Source organism: Pseudomonas sp. GW456-12-10-14-LB2 (assembly GCF_002884345.1).
Classification (GTDB): domain Bacteria; phylum Pseudomonadota; class Gammaproteobacteria; order Pseudomonadales; family Pseudomonadaceae; genus Aquipseudomonas; species Aquipseudomonas paraglycinae.
Window position 1 is genome coordinate 145787 of sequence record NZ_POHV01000011.1, and the last position, 23694, is coordinate 169480.

At 60.3% G+C, this 23694-nt stretch carries 22 protein-coding genes and 1 pseudogene; 18 read left to right on the plus strand and 5 right to left on the minus strand.

Annotated elements, in window-relative coordinates; genetic code table 11:
- Nucleotides 1–21: 21 nt before the first annotated feature.
- Entirely contained in the window at nt 22–360 is a 339-nt protein-coding gene (locus tag C1X29_RS10125; RefSeq protein ID WP_085746739.1) for a hypothetical protein, read from the minus strand.
- 126 nt (nt 361–486) lie between these two features.
- Here C1X29_RS10125 and C1X29_RS10130 point away from each other — a divergent pair, with 126 nt between their 5' ends.
- Nucleotides 487–957 carry an Lrp/AsnC family transcriptional regulator gene (locus C1X29_RS10130; RefSeq protein WP_007951785.1) on the plus strand — a complete coding sequence of 157 codons (471 nt, stop codon included), beginning with the start codon at nt 487–489 and terminating at the stop codon, nt 955–957.
- 145 nt (nt 958–1102) lie between these two features.
- Here the strand turns inward: C1X29_RS10130 and C1X29_RS10135 are convergent, their stop codons facing one another.
- Entirely contained in the window at nt 1103–2473 is a 1371-nt protein-coding gene (locus tag C1X29_RS10135) for an inorganic triphosphatase (protein ID WP_085746738.1), read from the minus strand.
- A gap of 156 nt (nt 2474–2629) precedes the next feature.
- On the opposite strand from C1X29_RS10135, the gene argE reads away from it, so the two are divergent.
- Both argE and argA read left to right on the plus strand, forming a co-directional pair.
- Nucleotides 2630–3778 carry an acetylornithine deacetylase gene (gene argE, locus C1X29_RS10140; protein WP_102717347.1) on the plus strand — a complete coding sequence of 383 codons (1149 nt, stop codon included), beginning with the start codon at nt 2630–2632 and terminating at the stop codon, nt 3776–3778.
- 135 nt (nt 3779–3913) lie between these two features.
- The gene (gene argA / locus C1X29_RS10145) at nt 3914–5212 is read left to right on the plus strand and encodes an amino-acid N-acetyltransferase (RefSeq protein ID WP_007951778.1); all 1299 of its coding nucleotides are present in this window, start codon (nt 3914–3916) and stop codon (nt 5210–5212) included.
- 39 nt (nt 5213–5251) lie between these two features.
- Here the strand turns inward: argA and tauA are convergent, their stop codons facing one another.
- Nucleotides 5252–6238: a taurine ABC transporter substrate-binding protein gene (gene tauA / locus C1X29_RS10150; RefSeq protein WP_173940184.1), complete on the minus strand. Its 987-nt coding sequence runs from the start codon at nt 6236–6238 to the stop codon at nt 5252–5254.
- A 367-nt stretch (nt 6239–6605) separates the two neighbouring features.
- Between tauA and C1X29_RS10155 the strand changes: the two genes are divergently transcribed.
- The 8 genes from C1X29_RS10155 to C1X29_RS10190 all read left to right on the plus strand — a co-directional run bounded on the left by C1X29_RS10155 (nt 6606) and on the right by C1X29_RS10190 (nt 13911).
- On the plus strand, nt 6606–8006 hold the full coding sequence (locus tag C1X29_RS10155) for an OprD family porin (protein ID WP_102717349.1): 1401 nt from the start codon (nt 6606–6608) through the stop codon (nt 8004–8006).
- Between the two features lie 309 nt (nt 8007–8315).
- Entirely contained in the window at nt 8316–8954 is a 639-nt protein-coding gene (locus C1X29_RS10160) for a peroxiredoxin (RefSeq protein ID WP_085746734.1), read from the plus strand.
- A 296-nt stretch (nt 8955–9250) separates the two neighbouring features.
- Nucleotides 9251–9844, plus strand: a complete 594-nt coding sequence (ssuE, locus tag C1X29_RS10165; protein WP_011336454.1) for an NADPH-dependent FMN reductase — start codon at nt 9251–9253, stop codon at nt 9842–9844.
- A gap of 89 nt (nt 9845–9933) precedes the next feature.
- Nucleotides 9934–10899 carry a sulfonate ABC transporter substrate-binding protein gene (locus C1X29_RS10170; RefSeq protein WP_102717350.1) on the plus strand — a complete coding sequence of 322 codons (966 nt, stop codon included), beginning with the start codon at nt 9934–9936 and terminating at the stop codon, nt 10897–10899.
- Nucleotides 10900–10924: 25 nt separating this feature from the next.
- The gene (gene ssuD / locus C1X29_RS10175; RefSeq protein ID WP_011336452.1) at nt 10925–12073 is read left to right on the plus strand and encodes an FMNH2-dependent alkanesulfonate monooxygenase; all 1149 of its coding nucleotides are present in this window, start codon (nt 10925–10927) and stop codon (nt 12071–12073) included.
- A 9-nt stretch (nt 12074–12082) separates the two neighbouring features.
- Nucleotides 12083–12865: an aliphatic sulfonate ABC transporter permease SsuC gene (ssuC, locus tag C1X29_RS10180; RefSeq protein ID WP_085689862.1), complete on the plus strand. Its 783-nt coding sequence runs from the start codon at nt 12083–12085 to the stop codon at nt 12863–12865.
- Nucleotides 12862–13668: an aliphatic sulfonates ABC transporter ATP-binding protein gene (ssuB, locus tag C1X29_RS10185; RefSeq protein WP_102685820.1), complete on the plus strand. Its 807-nt coding sequence runs from the start codon at nt 12862–12864 to the stop codon at nt 13666–13668. The genes ssuC and ssuB overlap by 4 nt, the downstream gene beginning before the upstream one ends.
- Before the next feature lie 27 nt (nt 13669–13695).
- Entirely contained in the window at nt 13696–13911 is a 216-nt protein-coding gene (locus C1X29_RS10190; RefSeq protein ID WP_007953520.1) for a molybdopterin-binding protein, read from the plus strand.
- A 70-nt stretch (nt 13912–13981) separates the two neighbouring features.
- Here the strand turns inward: C1X29_RS10190 and C1X29_RS10195 are convergent, their stop codons facing one another.
- Nucleotides 13982–14614: a TetR/AcrR family transcriptional regulator gene (locus C1X29_RS10195; RefSeq protein ID WP_085746732.1), complete on the minus strand. Its 633-nt coding sequence runs from the start codon at nt 14612–14614 to the stop codon at nt 13982–13984.
- A 227-nt stretch (nt 14615–14841) separates the two neighbouring features.
- On the minus strand, nt 14842–16218 hold the full coding sequence (locus C1X29_RS10200; protein ID WP_039765386.1) for a glutamine synthetase family protein: 1377 nt from the start codon (nt 16216–16218) through the stop codon (nt 14842–14844).
- 278 nt (nt 16219–16496) lie between these two features.
- On the opposite strand from C1X29_RS10200, the gene C1X29_RS29175 reads away from it, so the two are divergent.
- The 7 genes and pseudogenes from C1X29_RS29175 to C1X29_RS10230 form a co-directional block, all read left to right on the plus strand.
- Nucleotides 16497–16853, plus strand: coding sequence for a gamma-glutamyl-gamma-aminobutyrate hydrolase family protein (locus C1X29_RS29175; protein WP_146023256.1), 357 nt, complete (start codon nt 16497–16499; stop codon nt 16851–16853).
- A gap of 94 nt (nt 16854–16947) precedes the next feature.
- Entirely contained in the window at nt 16948–18306 is a 1359-nt protein-coding gene (locus tag C1X29_RS10205; protein WP_011336448.1) for a glutamine synthetase family protein, read from the plus strand.
- A gap of 56 nt (nt 18307–18362) precedes the next feature.
- A complete protein-coding gene (locus C1X29_RS10210; protein WP_039765388.1) occupies nt 18363–19727 on the plus strand; it encodes an aspartate aminotransferase family protein in 1365 nt (454 codons plus the stop codon).
- 172 nt (nt 19728–19899) lie between these two features.
- On the plus strand, nt 19900–21012 hold the full coding sequence (locus C1X29_RS10215; protein WP_085746731.1) for a polyamine ABC transporter substrate-binding protein: 1113 nt from the start codon (nt 19900–19902) through the stop codon (nt 21010–21012).
- Nucleotides 21013–21199: 187 nt separating this feature from the next.
- The gene (locus C1X29_RS10220) at nt 21200–22297 is read left to right on the plus strand and encodes a polyamine ABC transporter substrate-binding protein (protein ID WP_102717351.1); all 1098 of its coding nucleotides are present in this window, start codon (nt 21200–21202) and stop codon (nt 22295–22297) included.
- A gap of 73 nt (nt 22298–22370) precedes the next feature.
- Complete coding sequence (locus C1X29_RS10225) at nt 22371–23513, plus strand: ABC transporter ATP-binding protein (RefSeq protein ID WP_007953506.1); 1143 nt, start codon at nt 22371–22373, stop codon at nt 23511–23513.
- Nucleotides 23510–23694, plus strand: a pseudogene (locus C1X29_RS10230) (putrescine ABC transporter permease PotH); the annotation flags it as partial. The gene C1X29_RS10225 and the pseudogene C1X29_RS10230, both read left to right, overlap by 4 nt.

Below are 23694 nucleotides of genomic sequence, written 5' to 3' on the forward strand. Positions count from 1 at the left end.
ACGAAGACGTTTCGGTTCTTGTCAGCCGGCCGCCTGCGCCGGTGCATCCCACGCCACGTCGGGGTTTTGCAGGTTCACCGAGCAGACGCTGATCAGGTTACGAAGTTTTTCCGCGATCACCTGGGCGCGGTGCCAGCTCAGGCCGCTCATGACGATGTCGATCGACAGCAGATCGTCCAGCCGCTGGACATTCACCTGTTCCGGGGTGAGGCACTGCAAGGCGAACAGGTTCAGGACCCGCACCAGCAAATCCGGCTCGGCCTCGGCCAGGATCTGATACTGCGCAAGGCAATGGGCGTTGCTGGCGTTCCACACATCGGCACGGGGCGCAGGGGTGTTGACGGCTTCGAGGTGTGGCATGGGAGGTCTCCGGAATCAGTGGAGGAATTTTTACATCCGATGCCGGGCATTTCTTGTCTAAGATGAGCTGATCAGGCGGTTGATTGGTGGAATCAATTCGCTATTGGCTTCTTTTGAGGATTATTTATGCACAGCGAGCTGGACAGCTACGACCGGCGCATTCTCGCCCTGCTGCAAGAGGACGCTTCCTTGTCCAGCGCACAGATCGCCGAGCAGGTGGGGCTGTCGCAATCGCCGTGCTGGCGACGGATTCAGCGGATGAAGGAGGAGGGGATCATTCGTGGCCAGGTGACTTTGCTCGATCGCAAGAAGATCGGTCTGAACACGCAGATCTTTGCCGAGATCAAACTCAACGCCCACGGCCGTTCGAACTTCACCGAATTCACCGAGGCGATTCGCGGTTTTCCCGAAGTTCTGGAGTGTTACGTGCTGATGGGGGCTGTGGATTTTCTGTTGCGGATTGTCGCGGCGGACATCGAGGCTTATGAGCGGTTCTTCTTCGAGAAGCTGTCGCTGGTGCCGGGGATTCAGGAAGTGAACTCGATTGTGGCGTTGTCTGAGATCAAGTCCACGACCAGTTTGCCGGTATTGCGCTGATCACGCGGGGGATTATCGTTCCCACGCTCCGCGTGGGAATGCCTCAATGGACGCTCTGCGTCCGCTTTGGGACGCGGAGCGTCCCGGGCTGCATTCCCACGCAGACGGTTCGACGCCTCGACGTGGGAACGATCTTTCGCCGGTGTTACATGCGCAGCAGCATTTTCCAGGCGCGATTCTGGTACACCGCAATCGCCTGATGCTTGCGCGCATCGAGCAGTTCGTCGGTAATGGTCGGCTCGTTGGCCAGTTGCGCCAGTTTGTTCAGCTCGCCGTACAGCCGATCCATTTCCGGGATGTCCAGCACGTTGCGCGCGTGGTGCAGCCAGACCTGTATGCGTTCAATGCGCGGCAGTTGCTCGGCCAGATCTTCCGGCTGTTGCTGATAACGCTGCAATTGCAGCGAAGTGGCTTCTTCGCCCAGCAGGCGCGGCAGCCAGCTTTGCAACTGCGCGGCACCCTGGCGATTGCCACGGGTGTTGCGGTCAGCCGTCCAGGTGCGGGCCAGCAACCAGCGCGAAGCGTTCAGCGAGAACAGGCCCCAGCGCGGGTCTTCCAGCTCTTCGAGGAACTGTTCCGGCGCGGCTTTGCGCACGTCTTCGTCTTCGATGCCGACCTGTACCAGCGGACGCCAGTCTTCCAGCAGGGCATCGAGGGCAACACGCAGGTCATGGGTCGACGGACGTGGTGCGGCCTGGCCGAGGCTGCTGAGCAGGGCACGCATTTCCGCGAGGTTCTCGACCCAGTCCTGCAGCAGGCGCCAGTGGCCGTTGAAGCGATACTGTTCGGCCAGACGCTGGCTGCTGCCGAGCAAGTGCCAGGCCAGGGCGGCGAAGGCGTCGTCCAGCGGGGTTTCGGCGGTAATGGCCGGCGCCGGCAGGCTCAGCGAGTAGCTGTTGGCGTCGTACAGGCGATAGCCGCGCTCGGCCTTACTGATATCGCACGGCATCAGGGCCAGGGTTTCGGCCAGTTCGGCGGCCAGTTCCAGCAGCGCGGCAGGCTCGCCTTCGCGCAGTTCCAGTTCCAGCTCGCAGATTTCTTCTTTCTGTTTGCCGACTACCACGTGTCCCAGATCCAGCGCGGCTTCGATGACCACTTTGGTCTTGCCACGGCCCCACGCGATTTCGGCGCGTTCGCGGACGAAATCGGTGGTGAAGATCGGCTTCAGGGTTTTCTTGTCCAGCTCGGCGAGGGACTCGGGCCAGCATTCGCCGTCGAGTTTCTTCACGTCGAGCTTGGCTTTGGGCAGGTTCCAGTCGTACTCGTTACGCTCGGACAGACCGGCGACGCTCTGGCCACGGGTCTTGAGGGTCTGAATCACCTCTTCGCCGTCCTTGCGCAGGCGCAGGGCAACCTTGGCCCGGGCCAGGTCACGCTCAGGCGTGTCGAAGTACTGATTCATCAACTCACGGCGTTCCCAGCCACTTTTGTTGCGTTTTTTCAGGAGAGGGTGCTCGCGCAGGGCGGCGAGGGTTTCGCGGCTGACGCGGAGTTTGATTTCGGTTTCTTTCTGCATGGCCGGAAAATCCAGGATCGGGAGCGCAGCCGGGGGAATGTGTGGCTGCCAAGGCCGTGCAGTGTACAGGACTGAACCTTCCTACGCTTTGCGGCGGTTTATTCTCGGCGCCGGATGGTTCTATGATGAACCTCAATCCGGGAGTTGGAGTCAGCGATGCCATTGCCGTCCATGCAAGACCAGTTCGCTGCACTGATCGCAGCGCCGTCGGTCAGCTGCACCCAGCCGGGCCTCGACCAGTCCAACCGGGCGGTGATCGATCTGCTTGCGGGCTGGCTCGGCGACCTCGGCTTCAGCTGCGACATCCAGCAGGTCAGTCCCGGCAAATTCAATCTGCTCGCCAGTTTCGGCAGTGGCCCCGGCGGGCTGGTGCTGGCCGGGCACAGCGACACGGTGCCCTACGACGATGCGTTGTGGAAAACCGATCCGCTGAAACTCACCGAAGTCGATGGCCGCTGGGTTGGTCTCGGCAGTTGCGACATGAAGGGCTTCTTCGCCCTGATCATCGAAGCCGTGCAACCGCTGCTCGCTCAACCGTTCAAGCAGCCGCTGCTGATCCTCGCCACCTGCGATGAAGAAAGCTCGATGTCCGGTGCCCGGGCGCTGGCCGAAGCGGGGCGCCCGCTGGGCCGGGCGGCCGTGATCGGCGAGCCGACCGGGCTCAAACCAATCCGCATGCACAAAGGCATCATGATGGAGCGCATCGATATCCTTGGGCAGAGCGGCCATTCGTCGGATCCGCGCCTGGGGCACAGCGCCCTCGAAGCGATGCACGATGCCATCGGCGAACTGCGCGGCCTGCGCCTGCTGTGGCAGCGCGAATTCAACAACCCGCAGTTCAGCGTGCCGCAGCCGACCATGAACTTCGGCTGCATCCACGGTGGCGACAACCCCAACCGCATCTGCGGTCAGTGTTCGCTGGAGTTCGACCTGCGGCCGTTGCCGGGAATGGACCCCAAGCTCTTGCGCAGCGAGATTCTGCGCAGGCTCAACCCGGTCGCCGAACGCCATCAGGTGAAAATCGATTACGCGCCGCTGTTTCCCGAAGTGCCGCCGTTCGAGCAGGCCGAAGACGCGGAACTGGTGCGAATTGCCGAAAAACTCACCGGCCATACGGCCGAAGCGGTAGCGTTCGGCACCGAAGCGCCTTATCTTCAGCGCCTTGGCTGCGAAACCATCGTGCTCGGCCCCGGCGACATCGCCTGTGCGCACCAGCCGGACGAGTACCTCGAAATGTCACGTTTGCAGCCTACCGTGCATCTATTGCGGCAGTTGATCGAACATTACTGTCTCAAAGCTGTATAAATTGCCCACACACTCACCCGTATTCATGAGGAGAGCGCGCGTGTCGCCAAGCCTGTTCCGACGATAACCATCAGCCCGCTGTGCGTTTTCCGTTCTGCCCTTTTTCCGGCTGCTATTTATTACAGGCCCAGGTTCATGCCCGAATACGTCAATTGGCTTCGCCACGCGTCTCCTTATATCAATGCTCACCGCGATTGCACCTTCGTTGTCATGCTTCCGGGCGACGGCGTGGAGCATCCGAATTTCGGCAACATCGTCCATGACATCGTGCTGCTGCACAGCCTCGGCGTGCGGCTGGTACTGGTTCATGGTTCCCGTCCGCAGATCGAAACCCGCCTTGCTGCACGCGGCCTGACCCCGCATTACCACCACGGCATGCGCATCACTGATGCCGCGACGCTGGAGTGCGTGATCGACGCGGTCGGCCAGTTGCGTATTGCCATCGAAGCGCGGCTGTCGATGGACATGGCTTCGTCGCCGATGCAGGGCTCGCGTCTGCGGGTGGCCAGCGGCAACCTTGTTACGGCGCGGCCGATCGGCGTGCTGGAAGGCGTCGACTACCACCACACCGGCGAAGTGCGCCGGGTCGACCGCAAAGGCATCAACCGTCTGCTCGACGAGCGCTCCATCGTGCTGCTGTCGCCGCTGGGTTATTCGCCTACCGGCGAGATCTTCAACCTCGCCTGCGAAGACGTCGCCACCCGCGCCGCCATCGATCTGGGCGCCGACAAGCTGCTGCTGTTCGGCGCCGACCTCGGTCTGATCGACGAAAACGGCAAACTGGTGCGCGAACTGCGTCCGCAACAGGTGCCGGCACATCTGCAGCGTCTGGGCAGCAACTATCAGGCGGAACTGCTGGATGCCGCCGCCGAAGCCTGTCGTGGCGGCGTGGCACGCAGCCATATCGTCAGTTATGCCGAGGATGGTGCGCTGCTGACCGAACTGTTCACCCGTGACGGTGGCGGTACGCTGGTGGCCCAGGAGCAATTCGAACTGGTGCGCGAGGCGGCGATTGAAGACGTCGGTGGCTTGCTTGACCTGATCAGCCCGCTGGAAGAGCAGGGGATTCTGGTGCGTCGCTCGCGCGAAGTGCTGGAGCGTGAGATCGAGCAGTTCAGCGTGGTCGAGCGTGAAGGGATGATCATCGCCTGTGCGGCGCTGTATCAGATTGCCGATTCGGATGCCGGCGAGCTGGCGTGCCTGGCGGTGAATCCCGAGTATCGCCATGGCGGTCGCGGCGACGAATTGCTCGAGCGCATCGAGACCCGTGCCCGGGCGCAGGGCCTGAAGACTTTGTTCGTCCTCACCACCCGCACTGCCCACTGGTTCCGCGAGCGCGGTTTCGAACCGAGCAGCGTCGAGCGCCTGCCGGCAGCTCGGGCTTCTCTTTATAACTATCAGCGCAATTCGAAGATCTTCGAAAAGTCTCTGTGAGATGCGATTGCCCCCACGGAATGCGTGGGGGCAATTGTTTTACTCCGCTACAAACTTCGCACTGACATAAGGCGAGTAGTCAGGCAGAACACTTTCGACCTTGCCCTGTTCCTTCAAGAATTTCGCCGTCTCACCAATCGCCTTCGCCGTGCCGCCGTCCAGCAGCGCTGTGGTCTGTTGTGCCTTGGCGTCCGGGAATGCCGAACCCGCGAGCAATTCCGGAACGTCGGCAGCATTGGCACCGGTCAGTTTGGCGATTTTCTGTACAGGTACGGAATCGGCCGTCCAGCTGTCTTTATGGGCGGCGTAATCGGCGAACGAGTCCAGAGTCACCTTGGCGAACTTGGCCACGACCTCAGGATGCTTCTCGGCAAAGTCCTTGCGCGCGACCCAGACTTCGAAGGTCGGCGCGCCCCACTGGCCGACCTGCGCGGCATCGGTCAGGGTCTTGCCGGTCTTGCGGATTTCACCCAGCGCCGGCGACCAGACAAAGGCACCGTCGATGTCGCCACGCTTCCAGGCCGCCGCGATTTCTGCGGGTTGCAGGTTCACCACTTTGACTTTCGAGGTGTCCAGGCCCCAGTGCTTGAGCGCACCGAGCAGGCTGTAGTGGGAGGTGGAAACGAACGGGGTGGCGATGGTCTTGCCGATCAGGTCTTCGGGCTTGTTGATACCGCTGCCGTTACGCACCACCAGTGCTTCGGCGGCATTGATCTGCGCCGAGACGATAAAGGCCACGATCGGCAGATTGCGCGAAGCAGCGGCCGCCAGCGGGCTGGAGCCGAGGTTGCCGATCTGCACATCGCCGGAGGCGATGGCTGTCACAACTTCCGGGCCGCTGTTGAACCGACGCCAGTCGATTTTCTCGCCGATGGCCTTTTCGTACACGCCGTCGGCCTGGGGGACTTTGCTCGGGTCAATACCGGTCTGGTAGCCGACGGTGAGGTTGGCGGCATGGGCTGAAAAAGAAATCAGCGCCGACACACAAACTGTAACAAATTGACTAGATAGTGCGCGTTTGGCCATCATGGCGTCGCCTTTTCGATAGGGTTTGACGAATCGGGGTTGCGTCAAAGCTAATCGATCTAAAAAAAGGCTAACAAATACCATTTAGTAATGAGCTTAGTCGCCGATACGCTGTATCCGGTGTGGATGGCAAATGGCTGGCCATATAGCTGAAAGGTATCAAAAAGAATTAATAAATTCTTTTTGGGTTTATCAGGAAGTCTTTACCCTGCAGGGACCAAATCACTGCGATTAGACCTTGGTCGTAGACATACAAGGTTACGATTGACTTGTCAGTCACGGTCTGGCGCTAATCGCGCATCTTAGGATCCAGGGGCATCAGACCCCGGACCAGGAACACAAGAATTAGAAACGAGAGGAGCGAAACATGAACAAGTCCACCTTGGCCCTGGCCGTGGCCGTAGGGGTTTTGGCGCAGCAGGCAGGCGCCGCCGGTTTCATCGAAGACAGCAAGGCCACCTTGGGGCTGCGTAACTTCTACATCAACACTGACAACCGCGATGGCGACGTCAACGCTCCTGCCAACAAGCGTGCAGGCGTTCAAAGCAAGCAGGAAGAATGGGGCCAAGGCTTCGATCTGCGCTTCATCTCCGGTTACACCCAAGGCACCGTAGGCTTCGGTATCGACGCCATCGGCCTGCTGGGCGTGCGTCTGGACTCGGGTGGTGGCACTAACGGCGCTTCCCCGGCGACAGCGACCAACTACGGCTCCTACGGCGGCACTGTTTTCCCGAGCAAATCCAATGGCGAAGCGGTTGATAACTTCTCCAGCCTGGGTCTGACTGCCAAGGCCAAGATCTCCCAGACCGAACTGAAGCTGGGTACTCTGCAGCCTAAAAACCCGGTTATCGTTACAAACGATGGTCGTCTGCTGCCGCAAACTTTCCAAGGTGGTCAGATCACTTCGGGCGACATCAAGGACCTGACCCTCGTTGGCGGTCAGATCGAGCACGTCAAAGGTCGTAACTCCAGCAACAACGAAGAACTGTCGATCGCTGGCGCCAACGGTCGTACTGCGAATGGCCGTGACAGCAACAAGTTCATCTATGCTGGCGGTGACTACAAAATCACCAAAGACCTCACTGCCCAGTACTACTACGGCAATCTGGACCAGTTCTACAAGCAACACTTCCTGGGTCTGGTGCACAACTGGGCAATCGGCCCGGGCGTGTTGAAGTCTGATCTCCGTTACTTCAACAGCCGTGACGACGGTAAAAATGGCACCGATGCCAACTACTACACCTCCGGTGACTACGGCACTGGCATCACCAAAGGTAAAGTCGACAACAACCTGTACAGCGGTCTGTTCCTGTACACCGTTGCAGGTCACACCTTCGGTGGCGGTTATCAGGTCAGCAACGGCAACAGCGACTTCCCGTGGCTGAACCAGGGTGACGGTTCTTCGAACTACACCATCACTGACATGCAAATCCAGAAGTTCGGTCGTGCTGGCGAGCGTACCTGGCAGGCTCGCTACTCGTATGATTTCGCCAAAGTCGGCCTGCCTGGCCTGACCGCCGGTGTGGTTTACCTGCGTGGCGATAATATCGACACCACCGGCCGCGTCGGTTTCAACCAGGTCAGTGTCAACGCCACTGGCCGCTCCGAGTGGGAACGCGACCTGACCGTTGGTTACGTCGTTCCAGAAGGTCCGCTGAAGAATCTGGGCTTGATGTGGAAAAACGCTACTTGGCGCAACGACATTCCGGGTCAACGCGACCAGGACGAAAACCGTCTGATCGTCAGCTACTCGATCCCGCTGCTGTAATAGCGCGCTCCTGTACTGATGTAAAAAGCCTGATGTAAAAAAAGCCCCGTCCGGCATCGCGCCGGACGGGGCTTTTGCGTTTTCGGGTCCGGCTCACCCCCGTAAGCCTTTCCCGATGTTCCCCTCTTTACAGCAACTCAAGGCCTTCTCGAACCTTGAGGGCGATGTTCGTCGCGATGCTGCGGGACGTCCAGTGAACAGATGTTTAATATTCTATAAAGATATAAATATCTAGTTATTTATTCTTTTTCAGAAGATCGAATCCCGAGCTACAGTTGAGGTCTCCAACCACTCATCAGGAGCCGCACCATGAGCCTCAGACTTGGCGATATCGCCCCCGATTTCGAACAGGATTCCAGCGCCGGCAAGATTCGTTTCCACGAATGGCTGGGCGATAGCTGGGGCGTGCTGTTTTCCCACCCGGCGGACTTTACCCCGGTCTGCACCACCGAGCTGGGCTTCACTGCCAAGCTCAAGGACGAGTTCAACAAGCGCGGCGTGAAAGCCATTGCCCTGTCGGTCGACCCGGTGGACTCGCACCACAAGTGGATCGAGGACATCAACGAAACCCAGAACACCATCGTCAACTTCCCGATCCTGGCCGATGCCGATCGCAGGGTGTCCGATCTGTACGATCTGATCCACCCGAACGCCAACGACACCCTGACCGTGCGTTCGCTGTTCGTGATCGATCCGAACAAGAAGATCCGCCTGACCATCACCTACCCGGCGAGCACCGGGCGCAACTTCCACGAGATCTTGCGGGTGATCGATTCGCTGCAGCTCACCGACAACTACAAGGTGGCCACCCCGGCCAACTGGCAGGACGGTGAAGAAGTGGTGATCGTGCCGTCGCTCAAGGACGAAGACGAAATCAAGCAACGCTTTCCGAAGGGCTATCGCGCGGTGAAGCCGTACCTGCGCCTCACCCCACAGCCGAACAAATAAAGTCCAATCGCCAGCAGGCTGGATCCCACAAGTGGGCGTTCCATGTGGGAGCCAGCCTGCTGGCGATGGCGGCGTCGAATGCGCCGCGCGCCTCCAATTTGTAACCACGATGCAGGGTTTCAGGCCGCTTTGACGGCCTGTTTTTTTGCCGCAAGAAAATGAAATGCATATCTCCATAAAGAATAACCAAATGAATAAATATGATTTATGGATATATGAATCAACTGGTAAGGTCACTGACATCGAAGCGAGATCGCAACCCGCGAATCGCCTGTAACGCGCAAGGAATCGTCTGAATGCTGGTCGTCTCACTCGGTGGCAGTCCCAGTCAACGTTCCCGCTCCGGGGTGTTGCTGGAGCGCTCGCAACGCTGGTTGCAGCAGCAAGGGGTGGAAGTGGTGAGTTATCAGGTGCGGGACTTCCCGGCCGAAGACCTGCTCCACGCCCGCTTCGACAGCCCGAAGGTGCTCGACCTGCTGCAACAGATTGAAAACGCCGATGGCCTGCTGATCGCCACGCCGGTGTACAAGGCGTCGTTCTCCGGCGCCCTGAAGACCGTGCTGGATCTGCTGCCCGAGCGTGCGCTGAACCACAAGATTGTCCTGCCGATGGCTACCGGCGGCAGCATCGCCCACATGCTGGTGGTCGATTACGCCCTCAAGCCTGTGCTGTCGGCGTTGAAGGCCCAGGAAATGCTGCAAGGGATTTTTGCCGAGGACAGCCAGATCGCCTACGGCGAAGGCAGTGCCCAGGCGCAGTTGGCGCCGGCGCTGGAGCAGCGGTTGCATGAAGCGCTGGACCAGTTTGTCAGCGCCATGGCCCGCCGGCCGAAGCCGCTGGAGCCGGGGCTGTTGAACGAACGTTTGTTGAGTGCTCGCTGGAGCATTTGAACCACACCGAAACTTGAAGTACTCACCTTACTCAGCCGCCAACGGCCAAGCAGGTGCAGCCAAAACCCAACAGCAAAAAGGAGAGCGCTATGCGCACTGTATTTTTGCGTCGTGGTCTGGTCGCTCTGTTTGCTGCGGCTGTGTCCTTCGGCGCCATCACTCAAGCTCAAGCCGAGACGCTACGGATCGGTTATCAGAAATACGGCACGCTGGTGCTGCTCAAAGCCAAAGGCACGCTGGAAAAGCGTCTCGCTGCTCAAGGCGTCGACGTGCAATGGACTGAATTCCCCGGCGGCCCGCAACTGCTGGAAGGCCTGAACGTCGGCTCGATCGACTTCGGTGTCACCGGCGAAACCCCGCCGGTCTTCGCCCAGGCTGCCGGTGCCGATCTGCTCTACGTGGCTTACGAGCCACCAGCGCCGAACAGCGAAGCGATCCTCGTGCCGAAAGACTCGCCGATCAAATCGGTGGCGGATCTCAAGGGCAAGAAAGTCGCCCTGAACAAAGGCTCCAACGTCCACTATTTGCTGGTGCGTGCGCTGGAAGACGCCGGCCTCAAGTACACCGACATTCAAACCGTATTCCTGCCGCCGGCCGATGCCCGCGCCGCGTTCGAACGTGGCAGCGTCGACGCCTGGGTCATCTGGGACCCGTACCAGGCCGCCGCCGAGAAACAGCTGCAAGCGCACACGCTGCGTGACGGCAAAGGCATCGTCGACAACCACCAGTTCTACCTGGCGACCAAACCCTACGCACAGAAAAATCCAGAGGTGATCAAGACCCTCGTGGAAGAAGTGCGCGCCGTCGGCGAGTGGTCCAAGGCCAACCCGGAAGACGTGACCCAACAGGTGTCGCCGCTGCTCGGCCTGCCGGCAGACATCACCCTGACCTCGGTGAAACGCCAGGGCTACGGCGCGCTGTTCCTGACCCCGGAAGTGGTCGCCGCACAACAGAAAATCGCCGACACCTTCTACCAGCTCAAGCTGATTCCCAAGCCGTTGAGCATCAAGGACGTGATCTGGACCCCGCCGGCCGCTGTGGCAAAAGCGCAGTAATTCGAATCCCCAAGGAGACCACTCCATGAGCCTCAACATCTTCTGGTTCCTGCCTACCCACGGCGACGGCCATTACCTTGGCACCGCCGAAGGCGCTCGCGCCGTCGACCACGGCTATCTGCAACAGGTCGCGCAAGCGGCGGATCGACTGGGTTTTGGCGGCGTGCTGATTCCCACCGGCCGCTCCTGCGAGGACTCGTGGCTGGTGGCGGCATCGCTGATCCCGGTGACCCAGCGTCTGAAATTCCTTGTCGCCCTGCGCCCCGGGATCATTTCCCCGACGGTGGCGGCGCGTCAGGCGGCGACTCTGGATCGCCTGTCCGGCGGTCGTGCGCTGTTCAACCTGGTGACCGGTGGCGATCCGGAAGAGTTGGCCGGCGACGGTCTGTTCCTCGATCACGAAGCGCGCTATCAGGCCTCGGTGGAATTCACCCGGATCTGGCGTCGGGTGCTGGAAGGCGAAACCGTGGATTACGACGGCGAGCACATCAGTGTGAAGGGCGCCAAATTGCTCTATCCGCCGATCCAGCAGCCGCGTCCGCCGCTGTATTTCGGCGGTTCGTCGGAAGCGGCGCAGGATCTGGCCGCCGAACAAGTGGAAATGGTCTTGACCTGGGGCGAGCCGCCGGCGGCAGTGGCGGAAAAGATCGAACAGGTTCGCGCCAAAGCAGCCAAGCTCGGGCGCACCGTACGCTTCGGCATTCGTCTGCATGTGATCGTGCGGGAAACCAACGCTGAAGCCTGGCAGGCGGCGGATCGCCTGATCTCGCATCTGGACGACGACACCATCAAACGTGCCCAGGCTTCGCTGGCGCGGTTCGATTCGGTCGGCCAGCAACGCATGGCTGCGCTGCACGGTGGCAGCCGCGACAACCTCGAAGTCAGCCCGAACCTGTGGGCCGGCGTCGGCCTGGTGCGCGGCGGTGCCGGGACGGCGTTGGTCGGCGACGGCCCGACCGTAGCTGCACGGGTGAAGGAATACGCGGATCTGGGCATCGATACCTTCATCTTCTCCGGTTATCCACACCTCGAAGAATCGTATCGGGTGGCTGAACTGCTGTTCCCGCACCTCGACGTCGAGCGTCCGGAACTGCCGAAAAGCGCCGGTTACGTCAGCCCGTTCGGCGAGATGGTGGCCAACGACATTCTCCCCAAAGCCGCGTCCCAGAGCTGAGGCGCTGCCATGAAGAAATTTATCCACAGCCTCGCGCCCTGGGCGTTGCCGGTGTTGTTGCTGGCGGTGTGGCAGTTGTCGGTGTCGGCGGGTTGGTTGTCGACGCGGATTCTGCCGGCGCCGGTGGCGGTGATCGAAGCCGGCGTGAGCCTGGTGCGCAGCGGCGAAATCTGGACGCACCTGGCGATCAGCGGCTGGCGCGCCGCGCTGGGCTTCACCATCGGTGGCAGCATCGGCCTGGTGCTGGGTTTCATCACCGGCCTGTCGAAGTGGGGCGAACGTCTGCTCGACAGCTCGGTGCAGATGATCCGCAACGTGCCGCATTTGGCGCTGATTCCGCTGGTGATTCTGTGGTTCGGCATCGATGAGTCGGCGAAGATTTTTCTGGTGGCATTGGGCACGCTGTTCCCGATCTACCTCAACACCTATCACGGCATCCGCAACGTCGACCCGGCGCTGGTGGAAATGGCCCGCAGTTATGGCCTGTCCGGTTTCAGCCTGTTCTGGCAGGTGATTCTGCCGGGCGCGCTGCCTTCGATTCTGGTCGGCGTGCGCTTCGCTTTGGGCTTTATGTGGTTGACGCTGATCGTGGCGGAAACCATCTCTGCCAGCTCCGGCATCGGTTACCTGGCGATGAACGCCCGCGAGTTCCTGCAGACCGACGTGGTGGTGCTGGCGATTCTGCTGTACGCGGTGCTCGGCAAGCTGGCCGACCTCGCGGCCCGTGGCCTTGAGCGTGTGTGGTTGCGTTGGCATCCGGCGTATCAAGTGGCGAAAGGAGGTGCGGTATGACCGCTCAACAACCTCCACGCCTGCTGCGCGGGATTCCGCTGGCGGTGCGCAACCTGCAAAAGACCTTCGGCTCGCGGCAGGTACTGCGTGACATCGATCTGCACATCCCGGCCGGGCAGTTCGTCGCCGTGGTCGGGCGCAGCGGATGCGGCAAAAGCACGTTGCTGCGCTTGCTTGCCGGCCTCGATCAACCCACTGGCGGCGATTTGCTCGCCGGTGCCGCACCGCTCAGCGATGCGCGGGATGACACCCGGTTGATGTTCCAGGAAGCGCGGCTGCTGCCGTGGAAAAAGATCATCGACAACGTCGGTCTCGGCCTCAAGGGCGACTGGCGCCCGCAAGCCTTGCAGGCGCTGGATGCAGTCGGCCTCGCCGATCGCGCCAATGAATGGCCGGCGGCACTGTCCGGTGGGCAGAAGCAGCGCGTGGCGCTGGCCCGGGCGCTGATTCATCAGCCGCGTCTGTTGCTGCTCGACGAGCCGCTGGGCGCACTGGATGCGCTGACCCGGATCGAGATGCAGCAACTGATCGAGCGTCTCTGGCAACAGCATGGTTTCACCGTGCTGCTGGTGACCCACGACGTCAGCGAAGCGGTGGCGATTGCCGACCGGGTGATTCTGATCGAGGACGGCGAAGTCGGCCTCGACCTGCAAGTGGAGCTGCCGCGCCCTCGGGTGCGTGGCTCCCATCGCCTGGCGGCGCTGGAAACCGAAGTGCTCAACCGTGTGTTGTCCCTGCCCGGCGAACCGCCGGCGCCGGAACCCGTTTCACCCTTGCCTACGCAACTGCGTTGGGCTCAATAACTCAAGCAAACGACAGGAATCAATGCCATGACTATCAAAGCCATCAACGTACGCAACCAGTTCAAAGGCGCGATCAAGGAGATCGTTCTCGGCGACGTGCTGTCGGAAATCGACGTGCAGACCGCTTCCGGCATCGTCACGTCGGTGATCACCACCCGTTCGGTCAAGGAGCTGGAACTGGAGGTCGGCAGCGAAGTGATCGCCTTCGTGAAATCCACCGAGGTGTCCATCGCCAAGTTGTAAGGGCGTGGGACAAAAACAACCCCGAAGGGTGTGAGCCCTTCGGGGTTTTTTGTGCCTGTCGCGTGCCGCGCTAGAGAACCCGCTTGGGCAGATAGGGCGGCAGATACAGCCCGATATAGGCATCGAACACCCGCATGCCTTCCTCGGCCATGCGCGGGGTGATTTGTCCGTGCTGCTGCACCGAACGGGCATAGACGCGGTCGCCCAGTTCCATGGCCAGCGCGAACACGTCGACGTCATCCGGCAGTCGCGGCAGTTCGAAGTGATGGTCGAACAGCTTGTGCATCAGGTCGCCGAGTTCGAGGTCGTGCTGGCGGTCGGCCTGAGTGACTTCGGTGAGGCCGTGCTGCGCGAGGATCAGCTGGCGGGCGGCGGCATCCTCGCCGTAGATCTCCAGCATCCGCTCCTCGACCAGCCGCGACAGGTCACGCCAGTCGCGCAGGGCATCGTGATCGATCGGCGCTTGCAGGCAGGCACGGAAGGCCGCGTGCACATCGGCGGTCAGCGCTTCGAGCAGCGCCGGGACGCTGGCGAAGAAGTGGTAGACCGAGGAGGGCGGAATCTGTGCGCGCTCGGCAACGCTGTAGATCGACAGGCTCGCCACGCCCTCGGCGGCCAGCAGCGTGCGCGCGGCGTCGAGTATCGAATCGATCCGCGCCTGACTGCGGGCACGGGGTTTGCGAACGGGGGCGGGACGCGTCATGAAAGTCTCCTGCGGGGCAGCGGGCATTGTACGAGCCGGCTCTTGCGTTGTCTTGTCGGCCGCCATCGCTGGCAAGCCAGCTCCCACAGGTATCTGTGTCGAACACAAGATTTGAGTACACAACAGAACCCTGTGGGAGCTGGCTTGCCAGCGATCCGCCGCAGGCGGCCATAAAAAAACGCTGCGGGCTGATGAAGCCGGCAGCGCTTTTTATTCCTGCAATCCGCTTAAACGGTGTGCAGGTACCAGTTGTACTCGAGGTCGGAGATGGAGTGTTCGAACTCCTCCAGCTCGCTCTCTTTACAGGCGACGAAGATATCGATGTATTTCGGATCGATGTACTTGGCCATCACCTCGCTGTCGTCCAGCTCGCGCAGGGCATCGCGCAAGTTGTTCGGCAGGCTCTGCTCGTTCTGCTCGTAGCTGTTGCCTTCGGTGGGAGGCGGCGGCTCGATCTTGTTGGTCAGGCCGTGATGCACGCCCGCCAGCACCGAAGCCATCAGCAGGTACGGGTTGGCGTCGGCGCCGGCCACGCGGTGTTCCAGGCGGACTGCGTCGGCGGAGCCGGTCGGTACGCGCAGGGCCACGGTGCGGTTGTCCAGACCCCAGCTCGGCGAGTTCGGCACGTAAAACTGTGCGCCGAAACGGCGGTAGGAGTTGACGTTCGGGCAGAGGAAAGCCATCTGCGCGGGCAGGGTCTCGAGCACACCGCCGATCGCGTGACGCAGCGCGGCGTTCTGCTCGGGATCCTCGCTGGCAAAAATGTTTTTGCCTTCTTTGTCGAGAACCGAAATGTGGACGTGCAGACCGTTGCCTGCCTGGCCCGGGTACGGCTTGGCCATGAAGGTGGTGTCCATTTCATGGTCGTAGGCGATGTTCTTGATCAGACGCTTGAGCAGGACCGCGTAGTCGCATGCCTTGATCGGGTCGGCGACGTGGTGCAGGTTCACTTCGAACTGCGCCGGGGCACTTTCCTTGACGATGGCGTCGGCCGGGATGCCTTGCTCTTTGGCGCCTTCCAGAATGTCCTGGAGGCAGTCGACGTATTCGTCGAGGTCGTCGATCAAGTAGACCTGGGTCGAATGCGGGCGTTTGCCGGAGATCGGCGAGCGTGGCGGCTGAGGGCGGCCGTTCACGTTTTCCTGGTCGATCAGGTAGAACTCGAGTTCGAATGCGGCGCAGATGGTCAAGCCCAGCTCGTCAAACTTTGCAACAACTTGACGGAGCACTTCGCGCGGGTCGGCGAAGAAAGGGTCACCTTCGAGTTCGTGCATGGTCATCAACAGTTGCGCGGTCGGGCGCTTCTGCCATGGCTCGTTGCACAGGGTATCGGGGATTGGATAGCAGATACGGTCGGCGTCGCCGATGTCCAGGCCCAGGCCGGTGCTTTCCACCGTGGAGCCATTGATATCCAGAGCAAATAGAGAGGCCGGCAGGTTGATGCCTTTCTCGTAAACCTTGTGGAGGCTGGTGCGTTCGATGCGCTTGCCGCGCACCACACCATTCATATCCGCAATCAGAAGGTCAACGTACAGAACCTCAGGATGTTCCTTAAGGAACGCGTTCGCTTCGTTAAGCTGAACGGCACGCGGGGGTACCGACATGATGCAACACCTTTGTTGTTAAAAATATCAATCATTGATCTTTTCTGGTTTCAGTCAACCCGAACGGCCTGCCGAAGTCAAGCGAGGCCTTTTCTGCCCTGAAAAAGCGCCACGAGGGCATTTATGGGGCACTTTGGGGCATTTTTTTATCCGTGAAGGACGCGCCACCCGCAGGCTTGAGCAGGCCGTGTTGTATTTTTTACGGGGGTGTTGTGTAAAAAAATGAACAAGGCTAAGCTCGGATCAAACCCATAACAGCAATAATACCGGGGTGCTTCATGTCTCGCCTGCCGTTAATCGGCGTCACCGACTGCTCTTTGCAGTCCGGTCTGCATGCTTATCACATCAGTGGCGACACGTCCGTCCGCAGCGCGGCCAGCAAGGCCTGCAACGTGCCAGCGATCTCCCAGCCCATGGCAGATCGAGCGTCAGCGTCCGATATTCTGGACGTGTGCGAGGGCATCCTCTTTAGCGGTTCTCCTTTCAATATAGATCTCTTTCCTGCTCCCGGCCTGCACCGCGTCCGTCGCCGTGCCCGTGATTCTGCACGCCCGGGATGTGCACAGGAAATGCAACGCCAGCGTAAAGGGCAGGTAAGCTCCTCCTTCATTGTCTATGCGCGGTGCCGGGCGTAAGCCGGCACTGCGCGCAAGCAAGGCCCTTTAACGCGACGCCTGGTGCGTCAAACATTGCCTGACATCTGTCAGGAGACTCAGCCCAGAGGCATTTATGAGTAACAACCTCGACCAGCTCACCGATTGGTTGAAAGACCACAAGATCACAGAAGTCGAATGCATGATCGGCGACTTGACCGGTATCACCCGGGGCAAGATCTCGCCGACCAACAAGTTCATCGCCGAAAAAGGCATGCGCTTGCCAGAAAGCGTTCTGTTGCAGACCGTGACCGGCGACTACGTCGAAGACGACATCTATTACGAACTGCTCGACCCGGCCGACATCGACATGATCTGCCGCCCCGACCAGAACGCCGTGTACCTGGTGCCATGGGCCATAGAGCCGACCGCCCAGGTGATCCACGACACCTACGACAAGCAAGGCAACCCGATCGAGCTGTCGCCGCGCAACGTCCTCAAGAAAGTCCTGAAACTCTATGCCGACAAGGGCTGGCAGCCGATCGTTGCGCCGGAAATGGAGTTCTACCTGACCAAGCGCAGCGACGACCCTGACTATCCGTTGCAGCCGCCAGTTGGCCGTTCCGGGCGTCCGGAGATCGGTCGTCAGTCGTTCTCCATCGAAGCGGCGAACGAATTCGATCCGCTGTTCGAAGACGTCTACGACTGGTGCGAATTGCAGGAACTGGACCTCGACACGCTGATCCACGAGGACGGCACGGCGCAGATGGAAATCAACTTCCGTCACGGCGATGCCCTGTCCCTGGCCGACCAGATTCTGGTGTTCAAGCGCACCATGCGCGAGGCCGCCCTCAAGCACAACGTGGCCGCGACCTTCATGGCCAAGCCGATGACCGGCGAGCCGGGCAGTGCGATGCACCTGCACCAGAGCATCATCGACATCGAGACTGGCAAGAACGTGTTCTCCAATGACGACGGGACCATGAGCCAGCTGTTCCTGCACCACATCGGTGGCCTGCAGAAACTGATCCCGGAATTGCTGCCGCTATTCGCACCGAACGTCAACTCATTCCGCCGCTTCCTCCCGGATACCTCGGCACCGGTGAACGTTGAGTGGGGCGAGGAAAACCGCACCGTGGGCCTGCGCGTCCCGGATGCCGGCCCGCAGAACCGTCGGGTGGAAAACCGTTTGCCGGGCGCCGACGCCAACCCGTACCTGGCGATTGCCGCGAGCCTGCTCTGCGGCTACATCGGCATGGTCGAAGGCATCAACCCGAGCGCGCCGGTCGTGGGCCGTGGTTACGAGCGCCGCAACCTGCGCCTGCCGCTGACCATCGAGGACGCCCTGGAGCGCATGGAAAACAGCGCGACCATCGAGAAATACCTGGGCAAGACCTTCATCACCGGCTACGTCGCGGTGAAGCGGGCCGAGCATGAAAACTTCAAGCGCGTGATCAGTTCCTGGGAGCGTGAGTACCTGCTCTTCGCCGTCTGATACGCCGGGCGCGGTGGCCAGCCGCCGCGCCTTCACCGATAACAAGGAGAATTGGCATGACCAGCAACAACCCGCAAACCCGTGAGTGGCAAGCCCTCAGCAGCGATCACCACCTGGCCCCGTTCAGCGACTTCAAGCAGCTGAAAGAAAAGGGTCCACGGATCATCACCAACGCCAAGGGCGTGTACCTGTGGGACAGCGAGGGCAACAAGATCCTCGACGGCATGGCGGGTCTGTGGTGTGTGGCGATCGGTTATGGACGTGATGAGCTGGCGGATGCTGCCGCCAAACAGATGCGCGAACTGCCTTACTACAACCTGTTCTTCCAGACCGCGCACCCGCCGGCGCTGGAACTGGCCAAGGCCATCGCCGACGTGGCGCCGGAAGGCATGAACCACGTGTTCTTCACCGGCTCCGGTTCCGAAGGCAACGACACCATGCTGCGTATGGTTCGCCACTACTGGGCGATCAAGGGCCAGCCGAACAAGAAAGTCATCATCAGCCGCAAGAACGGCTACCACGGTTCCACCGTGGCCGGCGCAAGCCTGGGCGGCATGACCTACATGCACGAACAGGGCGACCTGCCGATTCCGGGCATCGTCCACATCGCGCAGCCGTACTGGTTCGCCGAAGGCGGCGACATGACCCCGGAAGAGTTCGGGATCTGGGCGGCCAATCAGCTGGAAGAAAAGATTCTGGAAGTCGGCGTCGACAACGTCGGTGCCTTTATTGCCGAGCCGATCCAGGGCGCCGGCGGCGTGATCATTCCGCCAGACACCTACTGGCCGCGCATCAAGGAAATCCTCGCCAAGTACGACATCCTGTTCGTGGCCGATGAAGTGATCTGCGGTTTCGGCCGTACCGGCGAATGGTTCGGCAGCGATTTCTACGACCTCAAGCCACACATGATGACCATCGCCAAAGGCCTGACGTCCGGCTACATCCCGATGGGTGGCCTGATCGTGCGCGACGAAGTGGTGGCGGTGCTCAACGAGGGCGGCGACTTCAACCACGGCTTCACCTACTCCGGTCACCCGGTAGCGGCGGCGGTGGGTCTGGAAAACATCCGGATTCTGCGCGAAGAGAAAATCATCGAACGCGCCCATGAAGAAACGGCACCGTATTTGCAGAAACGTCTGCGCGAACTGAACGATCACCCGTTGGTAGGTGAAGTGCGCGGAGTCGGTCTGCTGGGGGCCATCGAGCTGGTGCAGGACAAGGCCACTCGCAAGCGTTACGAAGGCAAGGGTGTGGGCATGATCTGCCGCCAGTTCTGCTTCGACAACGGGCTGATCATGCGTGCCGTGGGCGACACCATGATCATCGCGCCGCCGCTGGTGATCAGCAAGGCGGAGATCGATGAACTGGTTACAAAGGCACGCAAGTGCCTGGACCTGACCCTGAGTGCGTTGCAGGGCTAAGTGCTAGGCTCTGAGCGATGGAGCTGTTGCGCTGTCGCTCGGAGCTGTCAGAAAGGCTGGTCTTTTCTTGAAAGACCGCCTCGGATCTTGCCAGACTAGCCGCGGTTCCAGTTGTCCGGGTTCGGCCGCTGAACAAAGTGGTTCAAAAAAGAAAAATTTGGAGCATTAACGCATGAAGGCATTAGGCAAAAAGCTCGCTGGCAAGACTCTGCTCGCCATGTCCCTGATGGGCGTGATGGCGGGTGCGGTTCAGGCGGACGACAAGGTGTTGCACGTTTACAACTGGTCCGACTACATCGCGCCGGACACGGTTGCCAATTTCGAAAAAGAGACGGGCATCAAGGTCGTCTATGACGTTTTCGACAGCAACGAAACCCTGGAAGCCAAGCTGCTGGCCGGCAAATCCGGTTACGACATCGTGGTGCCTTCCAACAACTTCCTGGCCAAGCAGATCAAGGCCGGCGTTTATCAGGAACTGGACAAGTCCAAGCTGACGAACTGGAAGAACCTCGACGAAGACCTGCTCAAGGCCGTTGGCGACGCCAGCGACCCGGGCAACAAGCACGCGTTCCCGTACATGTGGGGTTCGATCGGTATCGGTTACAACCCGGCCAAGGTCAAGGCTGCGCTGGGTATCGACAAGATCGATTCCTGGGACATCGTGTTCAAGCCTGAAAACATCGAGAAGCTGAAAAGCTGCGGTGTGAGCTTCCTCGACGCGCCGACCGAAATGATTCCCGCGGCTCTGCACTATCTGGGCAAGCCGACCAACAGCAAGGACAAGGCTGACCTGAAAGCCGCCGAAGACCTGTTCCTCAAGATCCGTCCTTCGGTGGCTTACTTCCACTCCTCGAAGTACATCTCGGACCTGGCCAACGGCAACATCTGCGTGGCGGTCGGCTACTCGGGTGACCTGGAACAATCCAAGACCCGCGCCAAGGAAGCCGGTGACAAGGTCAAACTGGCCTACACCATTCCGAAAGAAGGTGCCGGTACTTTCTACGACATGGTCGCCATTCCCAAGGATGCCGAAAACGTCGAAGCCGCCTACAAGTTCATGAACTACCTGCTCGAGCCGAAAGTGATGGCCGAAATCACCAACGCCGTGCGTTTCCCGAACGGCAACAAGGCGGCCACCGCCCTGGTGGACAAGGAAATCACCAGCGATCCGAGCATCTACCCTTCGGCTGAAGTGAAGAAGCAGCTCTATGCGATCAGCGATCTGGACGCGCCTACCCTGCGCCTGATCACTCGCAGCTGGACCAAGATCAAATCCGGTAAATAAGCCGGTTTGAAGCAGTCACCGCTGGCCGTCGCCTTCACCCGGGCGGTCAGCGGTGCAATTAAATGACAGAAAGTTTTGCTGGAACGGTTTTTCGAAGGTAAGTTGCGCGCCGGTTTTGTTGCCGGGCAACCGTGACTGTCATGCAGCACGGGGCAACTTGGGCCCAACTAAATTAGAGGACCTCCACTTGCCTATTTTTTCTTCTTTGCGCAATGCCCTGCTGGCCGCTGCCGGCCTGACGTTCGCTGTCGGTGCCCAAGCCGCCGGTACTGTGCATATTTATAACTGGTCGGATTACATCGGCGCGACCACCCTGGCCGATTTCCAGAAAGACACCGGGATCAAACCGGTCTACGACGTGTTCGACTCCAACGAAACCCTGGAAGGCAAACTGCTCGCCGGGCGTACCGGCTACGACGTGGTCGTGCCGTCGAACCACTTCCTCGGCAAGCAGATCAAGGCGGGGGCATTCCAGAAGCTCGACAAGGCGCAACTGCCGAACTATTCCAACCTCGATCCGGTGCTGCTCAAGCGCCTGGAACAGAACGATCCGGGCAACCTGTACGCCGTACCGTACCTGTGGGGCACCAACGGCATCGGCTACAACGTCGATAAAGTGAAGGCCGTGCTCGGCGTCGACAAGATCGATTCCTGGAGCGTGCTGTTCGAGCCGGAGAACATCAAGAAGCTGCACAGCTGCGGCGTGGCGTTCCTCGATTCGGCCGATGAAATGATGCCGACCGTGCTCAACTACATGGGCCTGAACGCCAACAGCACCAATCCCAAGGATTACGAGAAGGCCACGGCCAAGTTGCTGGCGGTGCGTCCTTACGTGACCTACTTCCATTCCTCGAAATACATCGGCGATCTGGCCAACGGCGACATCTGCGTGGCCATCGGTTTCTCCGGCGACATCTTCCAGGCCAAGAATCGCGCCGAAGAAGCCAAGAAGGGCGTGAACATCGCCTACTCGATCCCGAAAGAGGGCGGCGCGCTGTGGTTCGACATGCTGGCGATTCCGAAGGATTCGGCCAACGTCAAAGAGGCCCACGCCTTCATCAACTATTTGCTGAAACCTGAGGTGATCGCCCAGGTCAGTGATTACGTCGGTTACGCCAACCCCAACCCGGGTTCGGACAAGCTGATGGAGCAGTCCATCCGCACCGACGAGTCGGTTTATCCACCGCAGGCCGTGCTCGACAAGACCTACGTGTCGATCGAGTTGCCGCCGAACATTCAGCGTTTGATGACCCGCAGCTGGACCAAGGTCAAGTCGGGTAAATAGCTTCAACGTACAAACTATCCTGGGTTCGTCTTGCGTGGGCGAACTGCACTCTTTTTTTCTGGGAGTTTTGTAAATGGCAGTTGCCTCCGGCGCCTATAAGAAAGCCCTCGAGGGCGACCAGACACCGAAACAGGTGCTGGTCAAAATCGACCGGGTCACGAAGAAGTTCGACGAGACGGTTGCCGTGGACGATGTGTCCCTGGAAATCAAGAAGGGCGAAATCTTCGCCCTGCTCGGCGGTTCGGGCTCGGGCAAATCCACTCTGCTGCGGATGCTGGCAGGGTTTGAACGGCCCACGGAGGGGCGCATTTTCCTCGACGGCGTCGACATCACCGACATGCCGCCGTACGAGCGACCGATCAACATGATGTTCCAGTCCTACGCCCTGTTCCCGCACATGACCGTGGCGCAGAACATCGCTTTCGGCCTGCAACAGGACAAGATTCCCAAGGCCGAGATCGACGCCCGCGTGGCCGAGATGCTCAAGCTGGTGCAGATGAGCCAGTACGCCAAGCGCAAGCCGCACCAGTTGTCCGGCGGTCAACGTCAGCGTGTGGCACTCGCCCGTTCTCTGGCCAAGCGGCCGAAGCTGTTGCTGCTCGACGAGCCGATGGGCGCACTGGACAAAAAACTGCGTTCGCAGATGCAGCTCGAGCTGGTTGAGATCATCGAGCGCGTAGGCGTGACCTGCGTGATGGTGACCCACGACCAGGAAGAGGCCATGACCATGGCCGAGCGCATCGCGATCATGCACCTGGGCTGGATCGCCCAGATCGGCAGCCCGATCGACATCTACGAAACCCCGACCAGCCGTCTGGTCTGCGAATTCATCGGCAACGTGAACATCTTCGAAGGCGAAGTGATCGACGACGCCGAAGGCCACGCGACCATCACCTGCAAGGACCTCGACCGGCAGATCTACGTCGGCCACGGCATCAGCACCTCGGTGCAGGACAAGTCCGTGACCTACGCGATCCGTCCGGAAAAACTGCTGGTCACCGCCGACCAGCCGACCTGCGAATACAACTGGTCGAGCGGCAAGGTGCATGACATCGCCTACCTCGGCGGTCACTCGGTGTTCTACGTCGAATTGCCGAGCGGCAAGCTGGTGCAGTCGTTCGTGGCCAACGCCGAGCGCCGTGGCGCACGCCCGACCTGGGGCGATCAGGTCTACGTGTGGTGGGAAGACGACAGCGGCGTGGTACTTCGCTCATGAACATGCGCAAATTCAAACGCCGGCTCAATCGAATAATTCCCGGTGGCCGCCAGCTGGTCATCGGGGTTCCGTTCATCTGGCTGTTCCTGTTCTTCATGCTGCCGTTCTTCATCGTTTTGAAGATCAGCTTCGCCGAAGCGGACGTGGCCATCCCGCCGTACACCGAGATCTACACCTACGC